21 protein-coding genes and 1 pseudogene are annotated in these 22,816 nt (G+C 72.2%); 12 read left to right on the forward strand and 10 right to left on the reverse strand.

The genetic code is table 11. From position 1 onward, the window contains the following. Positions 1-79: 79 nt before the first annotated feature. Complete coding sequence (locus tag ACIQ9G_RS12720; protein ID WP_403608484.1) at positions 80-2,722, forward strand: FG-GAP-like repeat-containing protein; 2,643 nt, start codon at positions 80-82, stop codon at positions 2,720-2,722. Positions 2,723-2,824: 102 nt separating this feature from the next. On the opposite strand, the gene ACIQ9G_RS12725 is transcribed toward ACIQ9G_RS12720, so the two are convergent. The 4 genes from ACIQ9G_RS12725 to ACIQ9G_RS12740 all read right to left on the reverse strand — a co-directional run bounded on the left by ACIQ9G_RS12725 (position 2,825) and on the right by ACIQ9G_RS12740 (position 6,904). Continuing rightward, positions 2,825-3,211 (reverse strand): hypothetical protein, encoded by a 387-nt coding sequence (locus ACIQ9G_RS12725; protein WP_403608485.1) that lies wholly within the window; start codon positions 3,209-3,211, stop codon positions 2,825-2,827. A gap of 243 nt (positions 3,212-3,454) precedes the next feature. Beyond that, positions 3,455-4,012: a hypothetical protein gene (locus tag ACIQ9G_RS12730; RefSeq protein ID WP_403608486.1), complete on the reverse strand. Its 558-nt coding sequence runs from the start codon at positions 4,010-4,012 to the stop codon at positions 3,455-3,457. A gap of 200 nt (positions 4,013-4,212) precedes the next feature. Continuing rightward, entirely contained in the window at positions 4,213-5,103 is an 891-nt protein-coding gene (locus tag ACIQ9G_RS12735) for a DUF4328 domain-containing protein (RefSeq protein WP_403608487.1), read from the reverse strand. 169 nt (positions 5,104-5,272) lie between these two features. Continuing rightward, positions 5,273-6,904 carry a glycoside hydrolase family 20 protein gene (locus ACIQ9G_RS12740; protein ID WP_403608488.1) on the reverse strand — a complete coding sequence of 544 codons (1,632 nt, stop codon included), beginning with the start codon at positions 6,902-6,904 and terminating at the stop codon, positions 5,273-5,275. 181 nt (positions 6,905-7,085) lie between these two features. Between ACIQ9G_RS12740 and ACIQ9G_RS12745 the strand changes: the two genes are divergently transcribed. The 5 genes from ACIQ9G_RS12745 (at position 7,086) to ACIQ9G_RS12765 (ending at position 11,223) form a co-directional block, all read left to right on the forward strand. Continuing rightward, the gene (locus tag ACIQ9G_RS12745) at positions 7,086-7,649 is read left to right on the forward strand and encodes a 2-oxo-4-hydroxy-4-carboxy-5-ureidoimidazoline decarboxylase (RefSeq protein WP_403608816.1); all 564 of its coding nucleotides are present in this window, start codon (positions 7,086-7,088) and stop codon (positions 7,647-7,649) included. A 167-nt stretch (positions 7,650-7,816) separates the two neighbouring features. After that, the gene (sdhC, locus tag ACIQ9G_RS12750; RefSeq protein ID WP_356182453.1) at positions 7,817-8,197 is read left to right on the forward strand and encodes a succinate dehydrogenase, cytochrome b556 subunit; all 381 of its coding nucleotides are present in this window, start codon (positions 7,817-7,819) and stop codon (positions 8,195-8,197) included. Positions 8,198-8,202: 5 nt separating this feature from the next. After that, positions 8,203-8,685 carry a succinate dehydrogenase hydrophobic membrane anchor subunit gene (locus tag ACIQ9G_RS12755; RefSeq protein WP_403608489.1) on the forward strand — a complete coding sequence of 161 codons (483 nt, stop codon included), beginning with the start codon at positions 8,203-8,205 and terminating at the stop codon, positions 8,683-8,685. Between the two features lie 19 nt (positions 8,686-8,704). Further along, on the forward strand, positions 8,705-10,459 hold the full coding sequence (gene sdhA, locus ACIQ9G_RS12760) for a succinate dehydrogenase flavoprotein subunit (protein ID WP_403608490.1): 1,755 nt from the start codon (positions 8,705-8,707) through the stop codon (positions 10,457-10,459). Next, positions 10,459-11,223 carry a succinate dehydrogenase iron-sulfur subunit gene (locus ACIQ9G_RS12765; protein ID WP_403608491.1) on the forward strand — a complete coding sequence of 255 codons (765 nt, stop codon included), beginning with the start codon at positions 10,459-10,461 and terminating at the stop codon, positions 11,221-11,223. Before sdhA ends, ACIQ9G_RS12765 begins: the two co-directional genes overlap by 1 nt. Positions 11,224-11,320: 97 nt before the next feature. Here ACIQ9G_RS12765 and ACIQ9G_RS12770 read toward each other — a convergent pair whose 3' ends face one another. Both ACIQ9G_RS12770 and ACIQ9G_RS12775 read right to left on the reverse strand, forming a co-directional pair. Beyond that, positions 11,321-13,807, reverse strand: a complete 2,487-nt coding sequence (locus ACIQ9G_RS12770) for a DUF4132 domain-containing protein (protein ID WP_403608492.1) — start codon at positions 13,805-13,807, stop codon at positions 11,321-11,323. Next, entirely contained in the window at positions 13,807-14,199 is a 393-nt protein-coding gene (locus ACIQ9G_RS12775; protein ID WP_403608493.1) for a hypothetical protein, read from the reverse strand. Before ACIQ9G_RS12775 ends, ACIQ9G_RS12770 begins: the two co-directional genes overlap by 1 nt. A gap of 144 nt (positions 14,200-14,343) precedes the next feature. Between ACIQ9G_RS12775 and ACIQ9G_RS12780 the strand changes: the two genes are divergently transcribed. From ACIQ9G_RS12780 to ACIQ9G_RS12800, 5 genes and pseudogenes are all read left to right on the forward strand, one after another. Then, the gene (locus ACIQ9G_RS12780; protein ID WP_403608494.1) at positions 14,344-14,754 is read left to right on the forward strand and encodes a VOC family protein; all 411 of its coding nucleotides are present in this window, start codon (positions 14,344-14,346) and stop codon (positions 14,752-14,754) included. Between the two features lie 111 nt (positions 14,755-14,865). Further along, complete coding sequence (locus tag ACIQ9G_RS12785) at positions 14,866-15,273, forward strand: hypothetical protein (RefSeq protein ID WP_403608495.1); 408 nt, start codon at positions 14,866-14,868, stop codon at positions 15,271-15,273. After that, entirely contained in the window at positions 15,270-15,773 is a 504-nt protein-coding gene (locus ACIQ9G_RS12790) for a thiol-disulfide oxidoreductase DCC family protein (protein ID WP_403608496.1), read from the forward strand. The genes ACIQ9G_RS12785 and ACIQ9G_RS12790 overlap by 4 nt, the downstream gene beginning before the upstream one ends. A gap of 9 nt (positions 15,774-15,782) precedes the next feature. After that, entirely contained in the window at positions 15,783-16,526 is a 744-nt protein-coding gene (locus ACIQ9G_RS12795; RefSeq protein WP_403608497.1) for a TetR/AcrR family transcriptional regulator, read from the forward strand. A gap of 89 nt (positions 16,527-16,615) precedes the next feature. Continuing rightward, positions 16,616-17,085, forward strand: a pseudogene (locus ACIQ9G_RS12800) (Uma2 family endonuclease). Positions 17,086-17,125: 40 nt separating this feature from the next. Here ACIQ9G_RS12800 and ACIQ9G_RS12805 read toward each other — a convergent pair. The 3 genes from ACIQ9G_RS12805 to ACIQ9G_RS12815 all read right to left on the reverse strand — a co-directional run bounded on the left by ACIQ9G_RS12805 (position 17,126) and on the right by ACIQ9G_RS12815 (position 20,522). Continuing rightward, positions 17,126-18,682, reverse strand: a complete 1,557-nt coding sequence (locus tag ACIQ9G_RS12805) for an ABC transporter substrate-binding protein (RefSeq protein ID WP_403608498.1) — start codon at positions 18,680-18,682, stop codon at positions 17,126-17,128. A 208-nt stretch (positions 18,683-18,890) separates the two neighbouring features. Further along, positions 18,891-20,237, reverse strand: a complete 1,347-nt coding sequence (locus tag ACIQ9G_RS12810) for a metallophosphoesterase (RefSeq protein ID WP_403608499.1) — start codon at positions 20,235-20,237, stop codon at positions 18,891-18,893. 45 nt (positions 20,238-20,282) lie between these two features. Further along, positions 20,283-20,522 (reverse strand): SCO4848 family membrane protein, encoded by a 240-nt coding sequence (locus ACIQ9G_RS12815; RefSeq protein ID WP_356182417.1) that lies wholly within the window; start codon positions 20,520-20,522, stop codon positions 20,283-20,285. 91 nt (positions 20,523-20,613) lie between these two features. Between ACIQ9G_RS12815 and ACIQ9G_RS12820 the strand changes: the two genes are divergently transcribed. Next, positions 20,614-21,903 (forward strand): D-alanyl-D-alanine carboxypeptidase, encoded by a 1,290-nt coding sequence (locus tag ACIQ9G_RS12820; RefSeq protein ID WP_403608500.1) that lies wholly within the window; start codon positions 20,614-20,616, stop codon positions 21,901-21,903. On the opposite strand, the gene ACIQ9G_RS12825 is transcribed toward ACIQ9G_RS12820, so the two are convergent. After that, positions 21,851-22,768 carry a YihY/virulence factor BrkB family protein gene (locus ACIQ9G_RS12825; protein ID WP_403608501.1) on the reverse strand — a complete coding sequence of 306 codons (918 nt, stop codon included), beginning with the start codon at positions 22,766-22,768 and terminating at the stop codon, positions 21,851-21,853. The two genes, ACIQ9G_RS12820 and ACIQ9G_RS12825, sit on opposite strands and share 53 nt — an antisense overlap. Between the last annotated feature and the right edge of the window lie 48 nt (positions 22,769-22,816).

Here is a 22,816-nt window from a genome sequence, read left to right on the forward strand (position 1 = left end):
ACAGTTGAGTCCTCGCAGGACCCATGCGTACAAACCGCTGAGTCTCAAGCGAAGAGCGTGGCTGACGCTCGGTGCCGTCGTGCTGGGCGGAGCGGGAGCCGTCACGTACGCGATCGCCGATCCCGGCGCGCAGGGCGACGGCAAGGGCGCTGCCCGCAAGCCGTCGGTGCACAGGCTGAAGCTTCAGGACCGGGGGGCGGGCCGCAAGGGCCTGGGGCAGCAGGACACCGACCGGTTCAGCGCGCTGCTGCTGACCTGGGACGACGAGAGCGCCAAGGCCAAGGGGAAGCCCGAGGTCCGCACCCGGGACCTCGAGACCCACAAGTGGTCGGGCTGGCAGAAGCTGCCGGACGACCCCTACCAGGCCGACGGCGCCGAGCGCGCCCGCGCCGGAAGCGCCGTGCGCGGCGGTACCGCCTCGGTGTGGACCGGCGACTCCGACGGGGTCCAGGTACGCGTCGTGAACGCCGACGGCACCGAGGCCACCGGTCAGCCGGCCGGCATGGACGTGCGGCTGCTCGACCCCGGCACGGACCCGAAGCGGGGTTCCGAGCCCGCCGCGTACACCGTGGACACCGCCGTGGCCGCGACGGACTCCCCGTCGCCGACCGACTCCTCCGCGCCGACGGACTCGCCGGTGCCCTCCGACTCGCCCGTCGCCAGTGACTCCCCCTCGCCCACCGACCCGGCGCCGACGGACTCCACGCCGGCCGGCTCGCCCACGGCCACGGACTCCACCGGCGGGTCGCCGAGCGCCTCGCCGTCGCCGTCCAGCACGGTTCCCGAGCCGGTCCCGTCCACCGTCGTCAAGCCGCCGATCATCACGCAGGCCGAGTGGGGCGCGTCGACGAACTACGACGGCACGCCCAGCTACGGCACCGAGATCAAGGCCGCCGTCGTCCACCACACCGGTGTCGACAGCGACAACACGCTCTCCTGCGGCGAGTCCCGCGCCCGGATGCGCACCATCCAGCAGGAGCACTTCTCCCGCGGCTACTACGACATCGGCTACAACTTCGTCGTCGACCGCTGCGGCCAGATCTTCGAGGGCCGCAGCGGCGGCATGGACCTGCCGGTGGTCGGCGCCCACGACATCGGGTTCAACACCAACACGGTCGGCATCTCGTACATCGGCAACTACATGAGCGCCAAGCCCTCCCGCGCCGCACTCGACGCCATCGCGCGCGTCGTGGCGTGGAAGTTCGGCATGTACGGCGTCGACCCGACCGGCAAGGTCACCCTGGAGTCCGGCAGCGACGCGGGCGTCGACGGCAACAAGGTCGCCAAGGGCACGTCGATCACGCTGCCCCGTGTCTTCGGCCACCGCGACACCAACGCGACCGCCTGCCCCGGCGACAACCTCTATCCCAAGCTGTCCTTCATCGCCGCGCTCGCCAAGACGCCCGGCATCTCGCACGCCCTGCCCACCTCCGACTACAACCGGGACGGCGTCGCCGACCTGGTCGCGGGCACCCCGAAGGCCAACTCGCTGACGGTGGTCCCCGGTGGGCTCGACGGCCCGGTCACGGCCTCCAGGACGACCCTCACCCAGAACAGCCCGGGCGTTCCCGGCTCCTCCGAGAGCGGTGACGACTTCGGCGCCGCCACCGCCTGGGGCGACGTGAACGGCGACGGCTACGCGGACCTCGCGATCGGCGCCCCCGGCGAGGACGACACGAGCGGGCACGCCGACCGCGGCGCGGTCACGGTCCTGTACGGCCCGGCGCTGAACACCGGCTTCTCGTACACCACGTCCGGGGTGACGGCGACCGGGGCCAAGCTCGGCTCGACGGTCACCGTCGGTGACTTCAACGGCGACGGCAAGGCCGACCTGTTCTCGGCCGGCACCGGCCAGGGCGGCAACTGGAACGTCCGCCTGACCGGCGGCGCCACCACCTCCGGCACGCTCACCACCGCCACCGGCTCGGTCGCCTACCTCGACGCCGCGACCGGCGACTTCAACCGGGACGGCTACGCCGACGTCGCCCTCAACTACCGCGACGCGGGCGGCATCGGCCGGATCGTCCGCTTCGCGGGCTCGGCCACCGGCCTGGCCAAGGCCGGGGTCCTCTCCGTCAAGGGCGGCCGCTCCGTCGCGGCGGGCGACATCAACGGCAACGGCTACGACGACATCGTCATCGGCCAGCCCTACGCCTCCGAGTCCGGCGGCGCCTCCGGCGGCCAGGTCACCATGCTCCAGGGCACCTCGACCGGCTTCACCACGACCGGTATGACCGTCATCCAGCAGGACACCGCCTACGTACCCGGCGGCAACGAGTCCGGCGACGCCTTCGGCACCTCGGTGTCGGTGGGCGACTACAACGGCGACGGCTACCCGGACGCCCTGGTGGGCGCGCCCGGCGAGAACCTGACCCGCAGTGGCGTCAACCAGGTCGACGCCGGTGACGCGGTCCTGCTCAAGGGCACCTCCACCGGCCTCACCGGCTCCGGCTCGATCGGCGTCTCGCAGGACACCTCCGGCATCCCCGGCTCCACCGAGTCCGGCGACCACCTCGGGTCGAGCGTGTCCCTGACGGACCTGTCCGGGTACGGCCGCGCCGACCTCACGTTCGGTGTGGAGGGCGAGAACAGCGGGGACGGCATCCTCATGTACCTGCCCAGCAACAGCAGCGGCCTCGGCTACACGCAGACCGCCGTCCTCGGCCGGTCCGCCCTCGGCACCCCGGCAGGCGCCCGCGTCGGCCAGACGCTGACCCCGTAGGGAACCGTTCGCCCCACCCGGGGCAGTTCACCGGACCGGGCCCCGTCCCCGCACCTGACCGCGGGGGCGGGGCCCGGTCCGCGTCCGCCGTGCCGCCCGCGGTCAGGAGCCGGCCGTGCTCGCGTCGCGGCACAGCAGCCGCAGGGAGCCGTCGCCCGCGAAACAGCGCCGGGCCTCGTCGATCGGGTCCCACAGCCGCCCGTCCGGGGTGCGGACCCAGTGGTCGCCGCCGGCTCCCCACCACTCGCCCCCGGCCTGGCGGACGATCACCTCACCGGCGTAGGCGCCGAAGCCGCGCAGCGCGTTCTCCACGGCCGCGTACGGGGTGCCCTCCCGCCGTATCTCCCCGATCACCCGGTCGACGCGCCACAGGCTCTGCGCCGAGTAGTCCAGGCGCAGCCGGGCGCCCTCGCGCATCGCCGTCACGGTGTCCGCCGCCCACCGCACCGGCTTGGTGGCGGCCGGCGGCCTGGTCTGCTGAGTCGTCACATCTAGCGCTGTCACATAGGGAAGAGCGAGGCCGGCGTGCGTCGCGTCACGCCGATCCGGCGGGTTCCCGCAACCGGCGCAGGACCGACCCACGGCGCCCGCAGGACAGTCACAGGACTCTCGCAGCGCCGGGGTTTGAGGCATCGCCGGCCGCCCGGCGGTCGCGGGAGCGTACGTGGCCGGGGCACGATCCCGCTCCCGGGACGTCCGGAGCCCCGCGCGGTGATCCGGGGAGTCCGGTCCTCAGACCCGTCCGCGGGCCCGGCGCGACACCACCGCGCGCAGGACGCGGCGGCCCTCGGTCGAGACGTCCAGGGCCTGGCGGAGGCCGGCCGGGCCATGGTCGGCGACCAGTTCCAGGACGGCGATCTGGCGGCGCAGTTCGGCGGCGACCAGGGGGGACATGCCGTCCGTGCGGCCCTCGCGGCGGGAGTCGACCGGAGCCTCGTCCTCGGCGGGGTCGAGGAGCCGGTGGATCTGCAGCGAGGCGACGGAGCAGGCGTCGGCCCACACCCGCACATCGGCGGCGGACCGGGCGTCCGGCGCGGCGGCGAGCATCCGGCGGGCCAGTAGCGCCGCCTCGTCCTCGGCGTCCGCCTCCGGGTCGGCCCCGTCCAGCGAGCCTCGGGCCTGCGCCAGCCGCTCGCCCCAGTCGCCGCCCCCGTCCACGAGGGTCGCCCACAGCGGCCGCAGCACCTCGTCGTCACCGCCGAGCAGCGGCATGCACCGATCCAAACAAGCCAGCCCGCTGGCGGCCAGTCCGCGCTCGTCGGCCTGCGCGATCAGTTCCACCAGGCTCATCCACGCCTCCCTCGCAGGGCGCCGACCTTAACGGAGCCCGCACTTTCCCTTACTGCGTGCGACCGGCCCGTAGTGTCACACGGGCAACACGGACAGTCGAGGGGAATGGCGGAAGAAAAGTTTTCGGCCATCGGAGGTGGCAGGCCGGGGAGGGCCGTGAGGGGCCGCCGGAAACGGGCCGGGCGGGGCCGGGCGGACGCTCAGGCGGCGGCCGGCACCGGACCGCGCAGCGCCTTCTCGTCCTGCATCCGGGTCAGCCGCAGCACGACGAGGACGGCGAGTACGGCGGCCACGATCTCCACCGCGTCGGCGAACACCATCTGCTGGGCGGCGTCGCGCAGTTCCCGGCCGGTGTCGGCCCGGCGGTAGGCGGTGAAGGCGGCGCGGTCGGCCAGCAGGGAGACGATCCACACCGCCCACCAGGCGTTGACCAGGCGGTGCGAGCGCGGCCGGTCGGCCGGGGCGCTGGCGTCCCAGATGTCCAGCGTGATCCGGCGCGGGAACCACAGGTTCACCACCGGGGTGAACCACGCCCCGATCGCCCAGCCGCGCTTCTTGCTGTGGCCGAAGGGGTTGAACACCTCCGCGTTGACCCGCACCCGGTGGAACCAGCACAGGAACACGATCACGCTGACGAGCAGCGCGACCGTCTGGACGACGCCCGCGGCGGCGTTGAGCCGGTCCGCGTGGTCGGCCCGGCCCGAGAGGCCCGCGCCGTACGTGCCCGAGGCGAGGTCGTCGGCGACGTCGTACATCGTCAGGTCCACCCAGACCGCGAACAGGTCGGTGGCGGCGACGAGCCCGAGGACCACGGCGGCGGCGCGGCCGAGCACGCCCGGCGGGCGCAGCCAGGCACCCGGCGCCACCGGCGCGTGGAAGGCCCCGGGAGCGCCGACGGCGCCCGGGGCGCCGAACGCCCCCGCCGTCCCGGGACCTCCCGGATACGGCGCTCCCCCCGGATACGCCCCCGCGCCCTCGGCCGGTGCGGCGTCCTGGGCCGGTGCGGCGTCCTGGGCCGGTGCGGCGGCGCACCGGGTGCACAGGGTGCCGCCGGGTGCCGCCGCGAAGTGCTGACAGCGCGCGCAGATCATGGTGGGTCCCCCTGAGTCCGTCCTGGAGCCCGCGCCGCCCTCCCCGGCGCGCGCGGCACCCGGAACATACGGTTCACGCGCCGTGCGCGTCCACCCGATTCGGCGTCAGCCCGGTTGTGCCTCAGCCCGGTTGTGCCTCAGCCCGGTTGTGTCTCAGCCCGGTTGTGTCTCAGCCCAGTCGCGCGGCAAGCGACTTGAACGCAGCCCAGGACAGCGCCGGCTTCCCCGGGTCCCACAGCTTCTGCGCGGTCGCGCGCAGCGGCATGCGGATGCCGGCGGCCACCTGGTTCTCGGTCTGGGCGTAGGCCCGGTCGGACCACACCGCGAAGGAGCCGCCGAGGATCTGCGCGTCGTAGCGGGCGGGCACCGCCTCGGTGCCGCGCAGCACGCGCGGGGTCCACTGCTCGTAGATCCGCTGTCCGGTGGGATAGACGAAGGTCTGCGGCTGGCCGAGGACGTAGTAGAGGAACTCGTCGTTGTAGTTGATCGCCTTGCGGCCGGCGCTCAGGTAGTCGTACGGCGGACGGGCGCCGATCTCCTTGCCGGTCCAGTAGGCGACCTCGATGTCCTTGGCGGGCTGCACCGAGGTGCCCCGGAAGAAGCCGTCGTTCCAGGCGCGCGGGACGCGGGCGTGGCCCCGGACGGTCTCGGCGCGGGCGTTGAGCCAGCCCGTGGTGAGGTCGGCGACGGTGCCGCCGGAGCCGTAGGCCCTGCGGGCGGCGGCGGCCAGCTGGGGGTAGGAGGCCTCGGGGCTGCGCACGGTCAGCGCCTGGTACTCGTCGCCGCCGAGGTGCCAGAAGCCGCCGGGGAACAGGCCGGCGTACTCGCCGAGGAGGTCGTCGACGATCTTGGCGGACTGCTCCTTGGAGATGTCGATGGCGCCGCTGGTCGGCACGCCCTGCGCGTTGCGCAGCTGGAGATCGGGGTGGGCGGCCAGCACGGCGCCGAGGTGGCCGGGCGAGTCGATCTCCGGCACGACGGTGATGTGCCGGCTCGCGGCGAGGTCGACGATCCGCTTGACCTGGGCCTTGGTGAGGTGGTCCTTGGAGACGATCTCCGGGTGCGTGTCGGACTGGATGCGGAAGCCCTGGTCGTCGGAGAAGTGCAGACCGAGCTCGTTGTACTTCAGGTCGCCCAGCTCGCGTACGCGGTCCTCGATCCAGCCCGCCGTGTACGGCTTGCGGGCGATGTCCAGCATGAACCCGCGCCGCGGCTTGGCGGGCGTGTCGCGCACGACGCCCTCCGGCGCCGCGTCGGCGCCGCGCACCTCCTGCTTCAGCGTGCGGGTGCCGTAGAAGACGCCCGCCTCCGCCGGTCCGCTGATGGTGACGCGCCCACCGGCCACGGTCATCGTGTACGACTCCGGGCTGCCGCCCTGTCCGCCGCCCAGCGCCAGCCGTACGTCCCCGGCGCGCGCGTCCTTCCGCTCGCCCGCGTAGGTCAGGCCCAGCTCGCCCGCGAGCAGGCGGCCCTCGTCGGCCAGGCCCGCGTCGCTCACCACGACGCGCTCGCCCTTGGCGGGGCGCCAGCCGGGGCCGCGCGCCGGGGTGTGGGACCGCACGGCCGGGATGGTGCGCGGCGGCCGGGACAGGGGGTAGGAGCGCGAGGGGCTCGGTGAGGGGGAGGCGGCGGAGCGGGCGGACGGCGGGCGCCCGGCGGAGCCCGAGGAACCGCCGTCGTCGCCGAAGGCCCACAGACCGAGGCCGACGCCCAGTCCGACCGTGGCGGCGAACGCGCCGAGGGCCAGTGCCCGCTTCTGCCGCACCTTGCTCACCGGCGCGCGGCGCCTGTGCTGACTCACATCGCCAACCTAAGCCCTCCGCTCGCGGACGGCGTCCAGGCGCCATTCTCAAACTCTCCCGTCCGAGTGAATTTCGGACATCGCTCGGACAGTCGGCGACCAGTCCCGATAACGTGAACGACACGTCACTCACACCATCCCCTGCCGACACGCACGCGGCGTCCACAGCGGGCGCCGCCGCATCCACCGCCGAGGACTCACGCTGCCCGCGCAGAACCTGGAGCACTTCAACGCCGCCTCCGCCGACGAGGCGCACCGCACCCTCCTGAGCTGCCTGCGCAGCGCGCGCTGGGCACGCCGGGTCGCCGACCACCGGCCCTACCCGGACCTGGGCGCCCTGCTGGCGGCGGCGGACGAGGCGGCGTACGACCTGCAACCCGAGGACCTGGCCGAGGCCCTGGCGGGCGAGTCGCTCCCGGCGCTGCCCGAGCACCTCTACTCGGCCGCCCACCTGGCGCTGAGCGCGGCGCACGCGGCCTACGAGAGCAGATTCGGACACGTGTTCGTCATCTGTCTCGACGGCGTTCCCCCCGACGAGGCCCTGGACCGGCTGCTGGCGGCCGTCCGGTCACGCCTGGCGAACGATCCGGAGGAGGAGCGGGTCGCAACGGCGGAGGAACTGCGCCGTCTGGCCAGGGAACGCCTGGTCAGAGCCGCCCTGGGGGACGGCGGGCCGCGTGCCCGGACGTCTCCGGCCCGGGCCCGGCAGGCGCGGCGGACCGCTCGTCCGGGCAGCCGGCTGTAGCCCGTCCGTGCCCCTTTGAGTGCCAGTTTGATCACATGACCAGGCCCCCCGTGAGCGCCGGAGACGCCGGTCGTTAGGATGCTGGGGGCCGGTGGACCGTACCCGGCCGGGCCCGACCGACAGTGAAGCCGGCGCGGCCCTAGTCCCCGCTCCCGGAGGGTTCTTCCGTGCCGGCTGGAACGCTGTACCGCGGCCGGGAAGGAATGTGGTCCTGGGTGGCTCACCGAGTCACCGGCGTCCTCATCTTCTTCTTCCTGTTCGTTCACGTGCTGGACACCGCTCTCGTGCGTGTCTCCCCCGAGGACTACGACAAGGTCGTAGCCACGTACAAGACGCCGATTGTCGCCGTGCTGGAGTACGGCCTCGTCGCCGCCATCCTCTTCCACGCGCTCAATGGCCTGCGCGTCATCGCCGTCGACTTCTGGGCCAAGGGCCCGCGCTACCAGAAGCAGATGCTCTGGTCCGTCGTCGCTGTCTGGGTGGTGCTGATGCTCGGGGCGATCTACCCCGTCCTCGGCCACGCCGCCCGTGAACTCTTCGGGAGCTGACGCGCATGTCCACCACCGAAACCACCGCTTCCGGCATCGGCCCCGTCGAGGACGGCACCGGATACAACGTCGACAACCCGGCCCCCTACATCGAGGCCCCCCGGCAGCGCACCAAGAAGACCCCGAAGTCCACCCGGGGCAACTTCGAGCTGTACGGCTGGCTGTTCATGCGCCTGTCCGGCGTGGTGCTGGTCGTCCTCGTCCTCGGCCACCTGCTGATCCAGCTCGTCCTGGACGGCGGTGTCTCCAAGATCGGCTTCGCCTTCGTGGCCGGCCGCTGGGCCTCCCCGTTCTGGCAGGTCTGGGACCTCGCGATGCTGTGGCTCGCGATGCTGCACGGTGCCAACGGCCTGCGCACGGTCATCAACGACTACGCGGAGCGCGCGAACACCCGGCTGTGGCTGAAGGCACTGCTGTACACCGCCACGGTGTTCACCATCCTGCTGGGCACGCTGGTGATCTTCACCTTCGACCCGAACATCCGCTAGGCACGGGGCTGCGAGAATCATGAAGATCCACAAGTACGACACCGTCATCGTCGGCGCCGGCGGCGCGGGCATGCGCGCGGCCATCGAGTCGACGAAGCGCAGCCGCACCGCGGTCCTGACCAAGCTCTACCCCACCCGCTCCCACACGGGCGCCGCGCAGGGCGGCATGGCCGCCGCGCTGGCCAACGTGGAGGAGGACAACTGGGAGTGGCACACCTTCGACACGGTCAAGGGCGGTGACTACCTGGTCGACCAGGACGCCGCAGAGATCCTGGCGAAGGAGGCCATCGACTCCGTCCTCGACCTGGAGAAGATGGGCCTGCCGTTCAACCGCACCCCGAACGGCACCATCGACCAGCGCCGCTTCGGCGGTCACAGCCGCAACCACGGCGAGGCCCCGGTCCGCCGCTCCTGCTACGCGGCCGACCGCACCGGCCACATGATCCTCCAGACGCTGTACCAGAACTGCGTCAAGGAGGGCGTGGAGTTCTTCAACGAGTTCTACGTCCTGGACCAGCTGATCACCGAGGTCGACGGCGTCAAGCGCTCGGCCGGCGTGGTGGCCTACGAGCTGGCCACCGGCGAGATCCACATCTTCCAGGCGAAGGCCGTGATCTACGCCTCCGGCGGCACCGGAAAGTTCTTCCGCGTGACCTCCAACGCGCACACCCTGACCGGTGACGGCCAGGCCGCCGTCTACCGCCGGGGCCTGCCGCTGGAGGACATGGAGTTCTTCCAGTTCCACCCGACCGGCATCTGGCGCATGGGCATCCTGCTGACGGAGGGCGCCCGCGGTGAGGGCGGCATCCTCCGCAACAAGGACGGCGAGCGCTTCATGGAGAAGTACGCGCCGGTCATGAAGGACCTCGCCTCGCGGGACGTGGTGTCGCGGTCGATCTACACGGAGATCCGCGAGGGCCGCGGCTGCGGTCCCGAGGGCGACCACGTCTTCCTGGACCTGACCCACCTGCCGCCGGAGCAGCTGGACGCCAAGCTGCCCGACATCACCGAGTTCGCGCGGACGTACCTCGGCATCGAGCCCTACACGGACCCGATCCCGATCCAGCCGACCGCGCACTACGCCATGGGCGGCATCCCGACCAACGTCCAGGGCGAGGTGCTCGCGGACAACACCACGGTCGTCCCGGGCCTGTACGCGGCCGGCGAGGTCGCCTGCGTCTCCGTGCACGGCGCCAACCGCCTCGGCACGAACTCGCTGCTGGACATCAACGTGTTCGGCAAGCGGGCCGGCATCGCGGCCGCCGAGTACGCGGCGAGGGCCGAGTTCGTGGAGCTGCCGGAGGACCCCGAGTCCGTCGTCGTCGCGCAGCTCGAGCGGCTGCGGACCTCCACGGGCACCGAGCGCGTGGCCACCATCCGCCGCGAGCTGCAGGACACCATGGACGCCAACGTCATGGTGTTCCGCACCGAGCAGACGATCAAGACGGCGGTCGAGAAGATCGCCGAGCTCCGGGAGCGCTACAAGAACGTGGCGATCCAGGACAAGGGCAAGCGGTTCAACACGGACCTGCTGGAGGCCGTCGAGCTGGGCAACCTGCTGGACCTGGCCGAGGTCATGGCGGTCTCCGCCCTGGCCCGCAAGGAGTCCCGCGGCGGTCACTACCGCGAGGACTACCCGAACCGCGACGACGTCAACTTCATGCGGCACACCATGGCGTACCGCGAGGTCGGCGCCGACGGTTCCGAAACCGTCCGTCTCGACTACAAGCCGGTCGTCCAGACCCGCTACCAGCCGATGGAGCGTAAGTACTGATGGCAACCCCTGTTCTGGACAAGGCCGAGGCGGAGGCCCAGGCGCCGTCCCCCTACATCACGGTCACCTTCCGGATCCGCCGGTTCAACCCGGAGGTCTCGGCGGAGGCGACCTGGGAAGACTTCCAGCTGGAGATCGACCCGAAGGAGCGCGTCCTCGACGGCCTCCACAAGATCAAGTGGGACCTGGACGGCACGCTGACCTTCCGCCGCTCCTGCGCGCACGGCATCTGCGGCTCGGACGCCATGCGGATCAACGGCAAGAACCGTCTGGCCTGCAAGACGCTGATCAAGGACATCAACCCCGAGAAGCCGATCACGATCGAGGCCATAAAGGGCCTCACGGTCCTGAAGGACCTGGTCGTGGACATGGAGCCGTTCTTCCAGGCGTACCGGGACGTGATGCCGTTCCTGATCACCAAGGACACCAACGAGCCGACGCGTGAGCGTCTGCAGTCGGCCGAGGACCGCGAGCGCTTCGACGACACGACGAAGTGCATCCTCTGCGCGGCCTGCACCTCGTCCTGCCCGGTGTTCTGGAACGACGGCCAGTACTTCGGCCCGGCGGCCATCGTCAACGCGCACCGGTTCATCTTCGACTCGCGTGACGAGGCCGGCGAGCAGCGCCTGGAGATCCTGAACGACAAGGACGGCGTCTGGCGCTGCCGCACCACCTTCAACTGCACCGACGCCTGCCCCCGCGGCATCGAGGTGACGAAGGCGATCGCCGAGGTGAAGCGGGCGCTGATCACGCGCCGCTTCTGACGCCTCGCGCGTACCTCACCGAGGGCCCCGTTCCAGCCTGGGACGGGGCCCTCGGGCGTGCCGGGCAGGGCTCTCGGCCGTGCGGGGCAGGGCCCGGCTACAGCTGGCTCAGGATCGTCGGATCGGTGATTCTCGTGTCGTCCGCCAGCATCATCGCCTTGCTGAGGATCACCGCGAGCGTCCGGTCGCCCTCGTAGGGCAGGTAACCGGCCTGCGGGCGGGCCGGGTCGCTCTTCGGGACGATGCACAGGTACCGGTCGTCCGGGGTCCTGAGGATGTTGCCCGAGCCGAGGTGGATCTTGTACGTGTGCAGGTCGCCCCGCACGTGCAGGAAGCGGCCCTCGACCGTGCAGCGGCCGGCGACGGCCAGCCGGGGTATGAGCCGCTCCAGCAGCGCGCGGCGGGTCTCGGCACCCTGGCTCAGCTCGCCGAAGCCGTACGACGTCCAGTACTCCCGGAAACGGCCCTCGGGGCCGCCGTCCTGCCAGGCCGGGTCGTTGCCCACGCTCGCAACACCGACGAAGAGATCGACGTCGCGCAGCACCTCGGAGAGCACCAGCGGCGGGACGGCGGTCAGGGGCAGCGGCTCGACCGGGCCGGCACCGTCGCGCGGCCACATCCGGTACTCGCCGCCGCCGCAGTGCGCCGAGTTCTCCGGCGCGTCGATCGGATAGAAGCGGACCTGGTCGGTGCACAGGCGCAGATGGCTTCCGGAGCCGGTGACGTCGTCGCCGTGGCCGTCGCCCTCCCCGTGGATCCAGTACTCGGCGCGCAGGCCCCACTGCGGCAGCTCGCGCACGGCGGGCGGGGCCTCGTCGTCGACCATGAGGCGCAGCCGGTTGCGCCAGCCGCGGACCGCGGCCAGCGCGTGGAACTGGTGCTGGCGCAGGATGTGCGCGGCGAACCGGTTGGAGTAGGTGCCGGTCGCGCGCTCGGCGTCCGTCAGCAGGTAGACCTCGCGGTGGGCCTGCTTGAACGGCTGGGTGATGCCGTGCCGCTCCAGCCAGTCGCGCCAGGCGACGATCTCCGCGGGTTCGTGACCGACGGGGTGCCAGAGGGTGACCTCACGGCCGCCGTCGAGCGGGTCGCCGGTGAGCGTGCGCAGGGCTCCGTCGGCGTACCCCACCGTGGTGCCGTCGACCGTCCACAGCAGGCGGCGGGCCAGCGTGCCGACGAGCGGGTGGTCGAGGCAGCGCTCGCGCCAGGTGCCGTAGGACCAGGTGCGCCGGGCCAGGAACTGCCGGTCCAGGCGCTCGCTCTGCGCGGTGAGCATCCTGTCGATGTCCTTGACCGCCGCCTTCAGCTCCTTCACCTCGTCGGCGTGGTCGCGCCGCACGGCGGCGGGCGCGTTCCTGACGGGCCTGCCGGCGGCGTTGCGCCAGCCGAGGACGGCGCGGGTGCCGTGCACCTCGATCAGCGCGGTGACGTCACCGAGCCGGTGCTCCGCGCGGCCTACGCCGGTCAGCCCGTAGGCGGGCACGGCGAGTTCCTCGGTCTCCTCCCGGGTGAGACCGAGCGCGGCGGCCCGGTCGTCGAGCGCCTTGTCCAGGAGCCTGGCGGTGCTCTTGTACGTCACCCGGGTGACCAGGCGGGCCAGTTCGGCCAGGGCGGCCTCGCTGTGGATGCGGGCGAGCGCGACGACGCCGGCGTTGGCGACCTTCGGGTTGCGCGGGCCGAGGCCGGCGACCTTCTTCAGCGAGGTCTCCACGAGGGCGCCGAGCGCGCGGGCGCTGTCCGGGTGCGGCGGCACCAGCGAGAGCAGCCAGGCCAGGCCGCGCAGGGCCGTGGCGTTGTACGGGTCGAAGGTCTCGTCGGGGTTCGCGCCGTAGTGGGTCGCCACCAGCGGGCGGGTCCGCGGTCTGCCCACGAGGCGCAGCCAGCGCCGCAGCCGCTCGCCCGCGTCGTCGGCGCCGACGGCGTCGAGCAGCGTCCGTCCGGTCCGTTCCCACTTCGCCGACGGCCGGGCGGAGCCGGCCGTGGTGGCGTGGGCGACCAGGCGCCGCCAGTCCTCGCCGAGTCCGTCCAGCTCCGTCAGGGCCTGGTCGGCCCAGGCCTCGCCGGGGTTCACCGCGGGGTCGGTGAGCCGGTCGGCCAGGGCACCCAGCTCCTGCGACCCGTGCCACAGCGTCAGCCGGGTGCGGCGGATCACGGCGACGAACGCGCCGGGCAGCTCGCGCCCCTCGGCGAGCTCCAGCCCGGCCAGCCGGACCAGCTCCGCGGGCTGGTGGTGCACCTCCTGCTCGGAGGCCAGGCGGATCAGCGCGGCGCGGCCGTCGACCGGCCCGGTCGCGGCGGCTGCCGCGGTGTCCAGGGTGGCGAGGAACCGTACGATGCTGCGCCGCTCGGCCGTCCCGGACTCCGGGGCGATGCACCGGCCCGCCAGCCGGTGCACGAGCCGGGCCCGGAACCCGGCGTCCGCGGCACGCGCGGCGTCCACGACCTTGCGGCCCTCGAACCCCCAGTGGTCGTCGATCATGTCGGCGAGCGCGAGCAGGTCGGGCACGAGCCCGTCGGCGTCCTCGTCGGCGATCCGCCCGAGGACCTCGCGGACCAGGCGGGCGTACGCGGAGGGCGAGGTGATCATCAGCCACCCACCAGCGGCACGAGCTTCAGGAAGGTCACCTCGGTGCCCTGCGCCAGCTCCACCTCCTCGTCCGGGTCGGTGACCTGACGGTCCCCCACCAGTACCAGGAAGCCGTTGCCCGCGAAGGCCGTGAGCGCCAGCTCCGCCTGCGCCCCGGGGTCGATCCGGCGGGGGGTGCGCAGTGCGTACCCGTTGAGCACCCGCTCGGCGTCCCGCGGCTGCACCAGCCCCTGGAACACCCGCGGCGTACGCGCGTTGTACTCGGCGACCTCCTGGAACACCCGACGCCGGATCAGCTCACGCACGGTGAGCCGCTCCTCGGCGATCTCGAGCCCCCAGCCCGCACCCCGGTCCCCCGCAGTCGTCTCGTCGACGAACGTCACGATTGCCATGCCGACGACAGTAGGGGGCACCACTGACATTGATATTGGTACGCAGGTGCCGGTGGTCGTGGCTCTGGCACTGACTGACAATCACCGATCGGGGCCGGCCGGCCAATCCCCGGTTCCGCGAGCCCGTCGCCCTACGCTGACGGCATGTCAGATGACGAGTCGTACGAGCTGCTCGGGTTCGACAACGTGCTGCTGCCGGTCGGGGATCTCGGGCGGGCCGTGGAGTTCTACGGGCGGGCCGGGTTCGCGGTGGGGTTCCGGCTGGACGAGGCGGGGATCGCGCAGCTGAAGGTCGGGGGCGAGGCGCCGGGCATCCTGCTGTGCGCGGAGGGCGAGTTCGGGCACCGGCCGCCGCCGTGGCCCTCCCCGCGGGTCTGGCTGGAGGTCGCCGACGCGCGGGCGGCGGCCCGGGGGCTGACCGCGGCCGGCGTCGAACTGCTCGACGCGCCCTCCCCCGTCGCCACCGGCTGGACCGTCGAGTTCGCCGACCCCTGGGGCAACGTCATCGGCCTCACCGACTACACCAAGCGCCCCGAACTCGGCCGCCGCCCCTGAGAGGCCGGTCACTCCCGGGCCCCTCACGCGCAGTTCGGTTGAACGTGTTCAAAAACAGGTCTACAGTCACTCACGACAGCGTTTTGAACGCGTTCAAGAAAGGGTGGGGACATGGACCGTACGGTCATCGCCTACGTCATCTATCTTCTCGTCAGCATCGCCCTGACCATCTGGGTGGCGCGCACGCTCAGCCGCAACGGGCGGGTCTTCCTCGCCGACGTGCTGCACGGGAACGAGAAGCTCGCCGACGCCGTCAACCACCTGCTGGTGGTGGGCTTCTACCTCGTCAACCTCGGCTTCGTCGCGCTGTACCTGAGCGGTGACGAGACCATCGAAGACACCCGCGGGATCTTCGAGGCCCTGTCCACCAAGCTCGGCGTGGTGCTGCTGGTGCTCGGGGTGATGCACCTGGGCAACGTGTACGTGCTCAACCGCATCCGGCGGCGCGGGATGATGGAGCGCGAGCAGGTTCCGCCGGTCGGCCCGCAGGGCTGGACCGCCCCGCCGGCGGGGGCGTGAGCGCGGTGACGGCCGAGGCCGCCGTCCGGGGCCGGGACGCGGCGCGCGTCCCGGTCCACGGGCTGACCGTTCTGTACGACGCCGAGTGCTCGCTGTGCTCCTTCGTCCGCGACTGGCTGCTCGAACAGCGCCAGTTGGTGCCGCTGGAGCTGGTGCCGGCCGGTTCCGCCGAGGCGCGGCGGCGCTACCCCGGCCTCGACCACCGGAGCACCCTGGACGAGGTCACGGTCGTCGGGGACGCCGGACAGGTCTACCGGGGCGCCGCCGCCTGGGTCGTGGTCCTGTGGGCCCTGCGCGACCACCGGCCGCTCGCCCACCGGCTGAGCACCCCGGCGGGCGCGAAGCTGGCCCGGGGCGCGGTGCTGGCGGCCGCCAAGTGGCGGGGCGCGCAGTGGGGCGGGCGCGCGTACCCGCGCGGCGACGGCTGGACGTACGACCCGCGCGCGGGATGGACGTACAGCCCTCCGGGCTGTGACAGCGGCACCTGTCCCACTGGCTAGGCTCTGTCCGTGCCCGCGAAGAACGACGGCCCCGCAGAGGGCGCGACCCCGAGCAAGTCCGAGCAGACCCGTGCGCTCATCCTGGAGACGGCCATGCGGCTGTTCCAGGAGCGCGGCTACGACAAGACCACGATGCGGGCGATCGCCAAGGAGGCCGGGGTCTCCGTCGGCAACGCGTACTACTACTTCGCGGGCAAGGAACACCTGATCCAGGGCTTCTACGACCGGATCGCCGCCGAGCACCAGGAGGCGGTCCGGGAGGTCCTGGCCCGGGAGACCGACCTGGAGGCGCGGCTCGCGGGCGTACTGAAGGCGTGGCTGGACGTCGCCACCCCGTACCACGAGTTCGCGGTGCAGTTCTTCAAGAACGCCGCCGACCCGGACAGCCCGCTCAGCCCCTTCTCGCCCGAGTCGGAGCACGCGCGCGTGGAGGCCATCAGCGTCCACCGGCAGGTGCTGCTGGGGACGAGGACCAAGGTGCCCGAGGACCTGCGGGAGGTGCTGCCCGAGCTGATGTGGCTCGCGCAGATGGGTCTGGTCCTGTACTGGATCTTCGACCGGACCGAGGGGCGCGAGCGCAGCTACCGGCTCGCCGAGCGCGGGGCCCGCCTCACCGCGCGCGGCGTCGTCCTGGCCCGCTTCCGCGTGCTGCGGCCCCTGGTCCACGAGGTGCACGAGCTGTTCACGGACTTCCTGCCGGGCATGACGAGGGCGCTCCCGGACCCGGCCGCGGCCAAGCGACGCGGCACGTGATCGCTTCCGGGTGAAGCGCCCGTGACGGGACACCCGGCGTCGGGCTGCCTACGACGATGCTCTCGACACCAGCCCACGGGAGGCACGTCATGTCCGCTGCAGCCGTCGAGCGGACCCACGGCGATCGTCCGCTGATCGCGGAGGCCAACCGGCTCATGGACCGCAATCCGGGGTATCGCGTCGAGATCATCGGAGGCCAGATCCTCGTGTCCCCGCCGCCCAATGCCGCTCACGCCCGGGCCCTGTCGAGGTTGAAGCTCTCCTTCTTCGCCGCCGGTCTGCACGGCGGGGAGACCGAGGTTCTCGAAGGTGTCGGGCTCTGGCTTCCGACCTGCGGGACATGGTCCGGATCTACGCCAGTGCCAAGGTCCCGGTGTATGTGATCGTCGACCGCAAACACCAGCGCCTCCATGTCCTGACCGACCCCACCGGGGACGGCTACGAGAATCACCGCCCGTACTCCGCCGGCGAAATCGTCACCTTGCCCGATGCGGTCGGCGCCGACGTCGCCCTTGATGTGAACGAGATCCTCAAGGCGGGCCAGGTAAAGGGCGGTTGACCGGATCACCCACGTCCGAGCGGCGCGCCGCCCCCCGCCCTCAGATCCAGCCGAGCTTCCACAGCCGGAACACGCCCGTGCCGTCCGTCAGGTACTGGCCGCCGCCGACGTCCTCGCTGCTGACCACGTACTCCTTGCGCTGCCACAGCGGGATGAGCGGGACGTCTGTCGCCACGTCCGTCTGGAGATCGCGGAAGTCCTGGGTGACGCGGCTGCGGTCGGCGTACTGCTGGCTGTCCAGGATGAGGCTGTCGACGGCCTTGCTGCGGTAGCCGGTGTTCATGGTGCTGCCGGTGCCGACGAGCGGGGCGCCGAAGGTGTCCGGGTCCGGGTAGTCGGCGACCCAGCCGACCGCGTACGCGTCGAGCCGGCCGCTCGCCCACCGCTTCTGGAAGTCGGTCCACTCGTAGCCCTTGACGTCCACCTTGAACAGGCCGCTCGCCTCCAGCTGCCGCTTGAGCTCGGCCGCCTCGTCGGCGGCGGCGCCCCGCCCCCTGCCGTAGCCGTAGGTGAAGCGGACCGGGAGCCGCACCCCCGCCTCGGTCAGCAGCGCCCGGGCACGGCGGGCGTCCTGGGCCGGGTAGGCGTCGAAGAACGCCGTCGTGTGGCCGGTGATGCCGGCCGGGACCAGCGAGTAGAGCGCGTCGACGGTCCCGTCGTACACCGTGGCGGCGAGCTGTTCGCGGTTGACCAGCCAGGCCAGCGCCCGCCGGACGCGGACGTCGTGCAGCGGCGAGGATGCGCGGGTGTTGAGGAACAGGCTGCGGGTCTCGGAGCTGTCGGACTCGGACACGCGCTGCCCGGGGTCGCTCGGGTTGAGCGCGGCGAGGACCTTCGGCGGCAGGGTGCGCGTGGCGACCTCCACCTTCTTGTCCTTCCAGGCCGCCGCGAGCCTGTCGGCGTTCGTGTAGTAGCGCAGCTCGACCGGCCGGCCGGTGCCGCCGACGGCGCCCTTGTAGGCGCTGTTCGGGGCGAGGGCGGCGCTGTGGTCCTTGGTGTACGCCGACAGCCGGTACGGTCCGGTGCCGTCGGCGTGGGTGCCGGTGCGCAGGGCGTCGCCCGGGTAGCGGCTGCGGTCGACGATGGACCCGGCGCCGGTGGCCACCTTGAACGGGAACGTGGCGTCCGGCGAGGACAGGTGGAAGGTGACCGTCATACCGCTCGCGTCCACCGAGCGGAGGGTGGAGAGCAGGGAGGCCGGACCGACGTCGGAGTTGATCTTCTTGACCCGGTCGAAGGAGAACTTCACGTCCTCGGCGGTCATCGCGCGGCCGCTCGGGAAGACGAGACCGGCGCGCAGCCCACAGCGGTAGGTGCGCAGCCCGCCGCCGACGAAGCCGCAGGTCCTGGCCGCGTCCGGGACCGGCGAGGGGCCGCCCGGCTCGAAGGTCAGCAGTGACTGGAACACATTGCTGAACAGGGCCCAGGAACCGGCGTCGTAGGCCCCGGCCGGGTCGAGTGACGTGACGGCGTCCGTCGTGCCGACGGTGATCGTCCTGTTGTCGTTCTCCTGCGCCGGCAGCAACTGCCAGCCGCCCACCCCCACGACCGCCAGAACCAGCAATGTCATGAGAATCCGCATGCGAACCGATCGCATCGGTTGCCCTCCCCGACCCGTGACGGGCCCCCTGCGCACCAGCCGCTCCCCTGCGGCGCGCACACCTAATCACAGGACTTTCACCCGGGGAAGAGAATTCAGAAGAGAAGGGAAAGAACTTACGAAGAAACGTTTCTCACTTGTTGCACAGCCCTTTCCCGGCCAAGTCACGGCACCCGGGGAAGAGGCGGCGGCACCCGGGCTCCGGTCAGGCCTGCTTCGAGGCGAGCTGGACGACCGTGATGTCGGAGGGGGCCCCGACCCGCGTCGGCGGGCCCCACGCGCCGGCGCCCCGGCTGACGTACAACTGGGTGTCGCCGTAGCGCTCCAGACCCGCGACCGTCGGGTTGGCGGCCGCGGCGATCAGGTTGCCGGGCCACAACTGGCCGCCGTGGGTGTGACCGGAGAGCTGGAGGTCGACGCCGAAGCGGACGGACTCGTGGATCTGCACCGGCTGGTGGGCGAGCAGCACGCAGGCCCGTGCCGTGTCCCGGTCGTGCAGCGCGGCGGCGAAGTCCGGGCCCTGGCCCTCGCTCTCGCCCTGGAGGTCGTTCACCCCGGCGAGGTCGAAGAAGGGCAGTTCGGTGCGGCTGTTCTGCAGCGGGCGCAGACCGAGCCGGCGCACTTCCTCGATCCACTGCTCGGCGCCGGAGAAGTACTCGTGGTTGCCGGTGACGAAGTACGCACCGTGCCGGGCGCGCAGGCGTGCCAGGGGCGCGGCGGCCGGCCCGAGGTCCTTGACGCTGCCGTCCACCAGGTCGCCGACGACCGCGACGAGGTCGGGCTGGGTCGCGTTGATGGTGTCGACGACCTTCTGCGCGAAGCCGCGGCCCAGGGTCGGGCCCAGGTGGATGTCGCTGACGACCGCGATCCGGAAGCCGTGCGCGGAGCGCGGGAGCTTGGCGAGCGGGACGGTGACCCGCTTCACCCGCGGCCCACGCAGCACGCCGTACGTGCCCTCGGCCACGGTGCCGACGGCGGCCGCGGCGGCGGCACCGGCGACGACCCGGGAGACGAAGAGGCGGCGGGAGGGGGCCGCGGGCGGGGCCGGCGGCGGATCGCCGGCCTCCGTCACCGGTCCGGCCCCGGCCGTCAACGGTCCGGCCTTTCCGGCCCCCACGGTCTCGGTCCCGGCCGTTTCGGCCCGGGGCTGCTCGGGCCCGCCTGCCGCAGCCACCGTCACGGCCACCGACTCCGGGTGCGGCGCCCGCACCCCGGCCGCCTCCGCGCGGGTACGCCGCTCGAGGAGCCGGCGCAGCAGCGGGCGTACGACCTCACCGGCAAGTACGCCCAGCAGCAGGTAGAGCGAGAGCGCGAGCCACAGGAAGCCCGGCCAGGCCAGGGTGCGCTGGAGCCAGAAGGGGGCGCCGACGCGTTCGGCGACGAGCGCGCCGACCGCCAGCGCCCAGCCGCCCGCGATCAGCGCGGCGCCCACGCGGCGCGCCGCGCCCGGGCCGCGGGTGGTGTCGCGGAACAGGCGGCGCCACACGTACCAGTTGCCCGCCGCGACGACGCCCACCACGAGCAGCGCCACGAGCACGAAGACGACCACCATGCCGCCGAGTTCCCTCCGTCGGTCCCCTTCGGGGTGTCCGGATCGCTATGACGTCCGGCGCAGTGCGCGCAGTCCGCGCAACCCGATGACCCCGATGACCGTCCCCAATACGAAGGAAACGACGGCGAGGGCCAGGTGCACCCAGAAGTACGCCGTCGGATGCCCGTGGTCGAACGCGAGCCCGCTGCCGTCCTTGACGAGATTCTTGACGAAAGTGACCCAGATGATCCAGCTCCACACCCCGAAGGCGAGCAGGAACCAGGAGACCGGGCGGCTGAGCTTCATACGTCCAGTATCGCCGCGGGGCGTCCGGCTCGGTGGCCGGGGTAGGGCCGACGGTGGGACACCGGTGACCGGGGCATGTACTTTCTCGTCCGTGCCCGCACCTCTGAAGATCGCCAGGCGATCCCTGCTGATCGCTTCCGCCACGTTGTTGTCCCTCTCCACGGCCGTGCCCGCCGCGCTCGCGGCCCCGCGCCCCACGACGAGTCCGTCGGTCACTCCCCCGGCGCACATGTCGGCCGTGGGCGGTGCCCGCCTCGGTCTGGCGGGCACCCAGGTCGAACTGGGCAGTGGTGCTCCCGTGCTGCCGAAGGACCTCACCGCGCGCTCCTGGATCGTCGCGGACGCCGAGTCCGGGCAGGTGCTGGCCGCGCACAACGCGCACTGGCGACTGCCCCCGGCCAGCACGATGAAGATGCTCTTCGCCGACACCGTGCTGCCGAAGTTCCCCAAGTCCCAGCAGCATCGGGTCGCCGTGACGGACCTGGCCGGGATGGGCGCCGGGTCCAGCCTGGTCGGGATAAAGGAGAACGAGAGCTACTCCGTCCACGACCTGTGGCTCGGTGTCTTCCTGCGCTCCGGCAACGACGCCGTGCACGTGCTCTCCGCGATGAACGGCGGTGTGGAGCGCACCGTGCAGGACATGAACGCGCACGCCCAGAACCTCCAGGCGCTCGACACGCACGTGGTGACCCCGGACGGCTACGACGCGGAGGGGCAGGTGTCCTCGGCGTACGACCTGACGCTGTTCGCCCGCTCCGGGCTGCAGAAGAAGGACTTCCGCGAGTACTGCTCGACCGTGCGGGCCTCGTTCCCGGGGGCCACGACGAAGGGCAAGGAGGGGGAGAAGGGGAAGAAGGGCAAGCCGACCCGCGAGTCCTTCGAGATCCAGAACACCAACCGGCTGCTGAGCGGCGACTACGACACCCCCGTGTACCAGGGCATCGCCGGGGTGAAGAACGGCAACACCACCAACGCGGGCGCCACCTTCACCGGCGTCGCCGAACGCGGCGGCAAAGTGCTCCTGGTGACGGTGATGCACCCCGAGAAGCAGGAGCACAACGAGGTCTACAAGGAGACCGCCCGGCTGTTCGACTGGGGTTTCCAGGCGGCCGGGAAGGTCACGCCCGTGGGCGCACTGGTGCCGCCCAGGGGGGCCGCGGCGAGCGCGCAGCCGGGGGCCACCCCCGCGGCAGGCCAGGCGGGCGGCGCGGACGGCGGCTCCTCGGCCAGGCCCGTGGCGAGCGCCACCGCCGGCTCCGGCGGCGCCGGGACCGCGCTGGCGATCGCGGGCGGAGTGCTGGTGCTGCTCGCCGCCGGAGCGTTCCTGGTCAACCGCCGCTGGCCGCTGCCGGACCTGGTGCGGCGCCGGACCCGTCCGTGAGCACGGCGCCCTCGTCCTCCTTGCTTCCGGTTGCCGTCCAGGCGGCGCAGTACAGAACGAGTTTGGCGGTGAAGTTGATCCACAGCAGCAGCGCCACCGGGACCCCGAAGGCGCCGTACATGCTCTTCGCCGCCACGCCCTGGATGTAGCCGCTCAGCAGCAGCTTGAGCAGTTCGAAGCCGACCGCGCCGAGCAGCGCGGCCACGAGCAGGCGGTGGCGCGACGGCTCGACGCCCGGCAGCAGGGTGAGCACGTACAGCAGCAGCAGGAAGTCGGCGAGCACGGCGACGGCGAAGGCCAGGACGCGCAGCAGCACACTGCCCCAGCTCTGCTCGTCCAGCCCGACCTGACGGGAGGTCCAGCCGACGGCCGCGGAGGCGACGGTGGACACCGCGAGCGTCACCAGCACGGCGCCGCCGAGCCCCACGAGGACGCCGGCGTCCCTGAGTTTGCTCAGCAGCGGGTTGTCCTCGCGGTCGGGCAGCTCCCACACGGCGCGCAGGCAGTCGCGGGTCTGGCCGACCCAGCCGATACCGGTCAGCAGCAGGAAGGCACCGGCGATGAGGCCGACCGTGCCGGCGTTCTGGACCAGGGCGCTGATGTCGAGCTGGTCGGAGATCCCGGGGATCTGCTCGGCGATCCTGTCCTGGAGCTCCTTCTGCTGCCCGGGGCCGAGCGTGGCCGCGGCGATGGCGGCGGCCACCGTCAGCAGCGGGAACAGCGCCACGAAACTGACGAAGGTCATGGCCGCCGCCAGCCGGGTCCACTTCACCCGGTCCAGGCGCTCGTACGACCGCCACGCGTGCGTGAGCATCACACGCGCCACCAGGGGGCCGATGACGGGGAGCTTCTTCAGCCAGTCCATGATCGGACTGTGCCCGCTCAGCGTTCGCGTGAACACCGCGTTTCTCGG

It is taken from the genome of Streptomyces sp. NPDC096152 (assembly GCF_044763235.1).
In the GTDB taxonomy this organism is placed as follows: domain Bacteria; phylum Actinomycetota; class Actinomycetes; order Streptomycetales; family Streptomycetaceae; genus Streptomyces.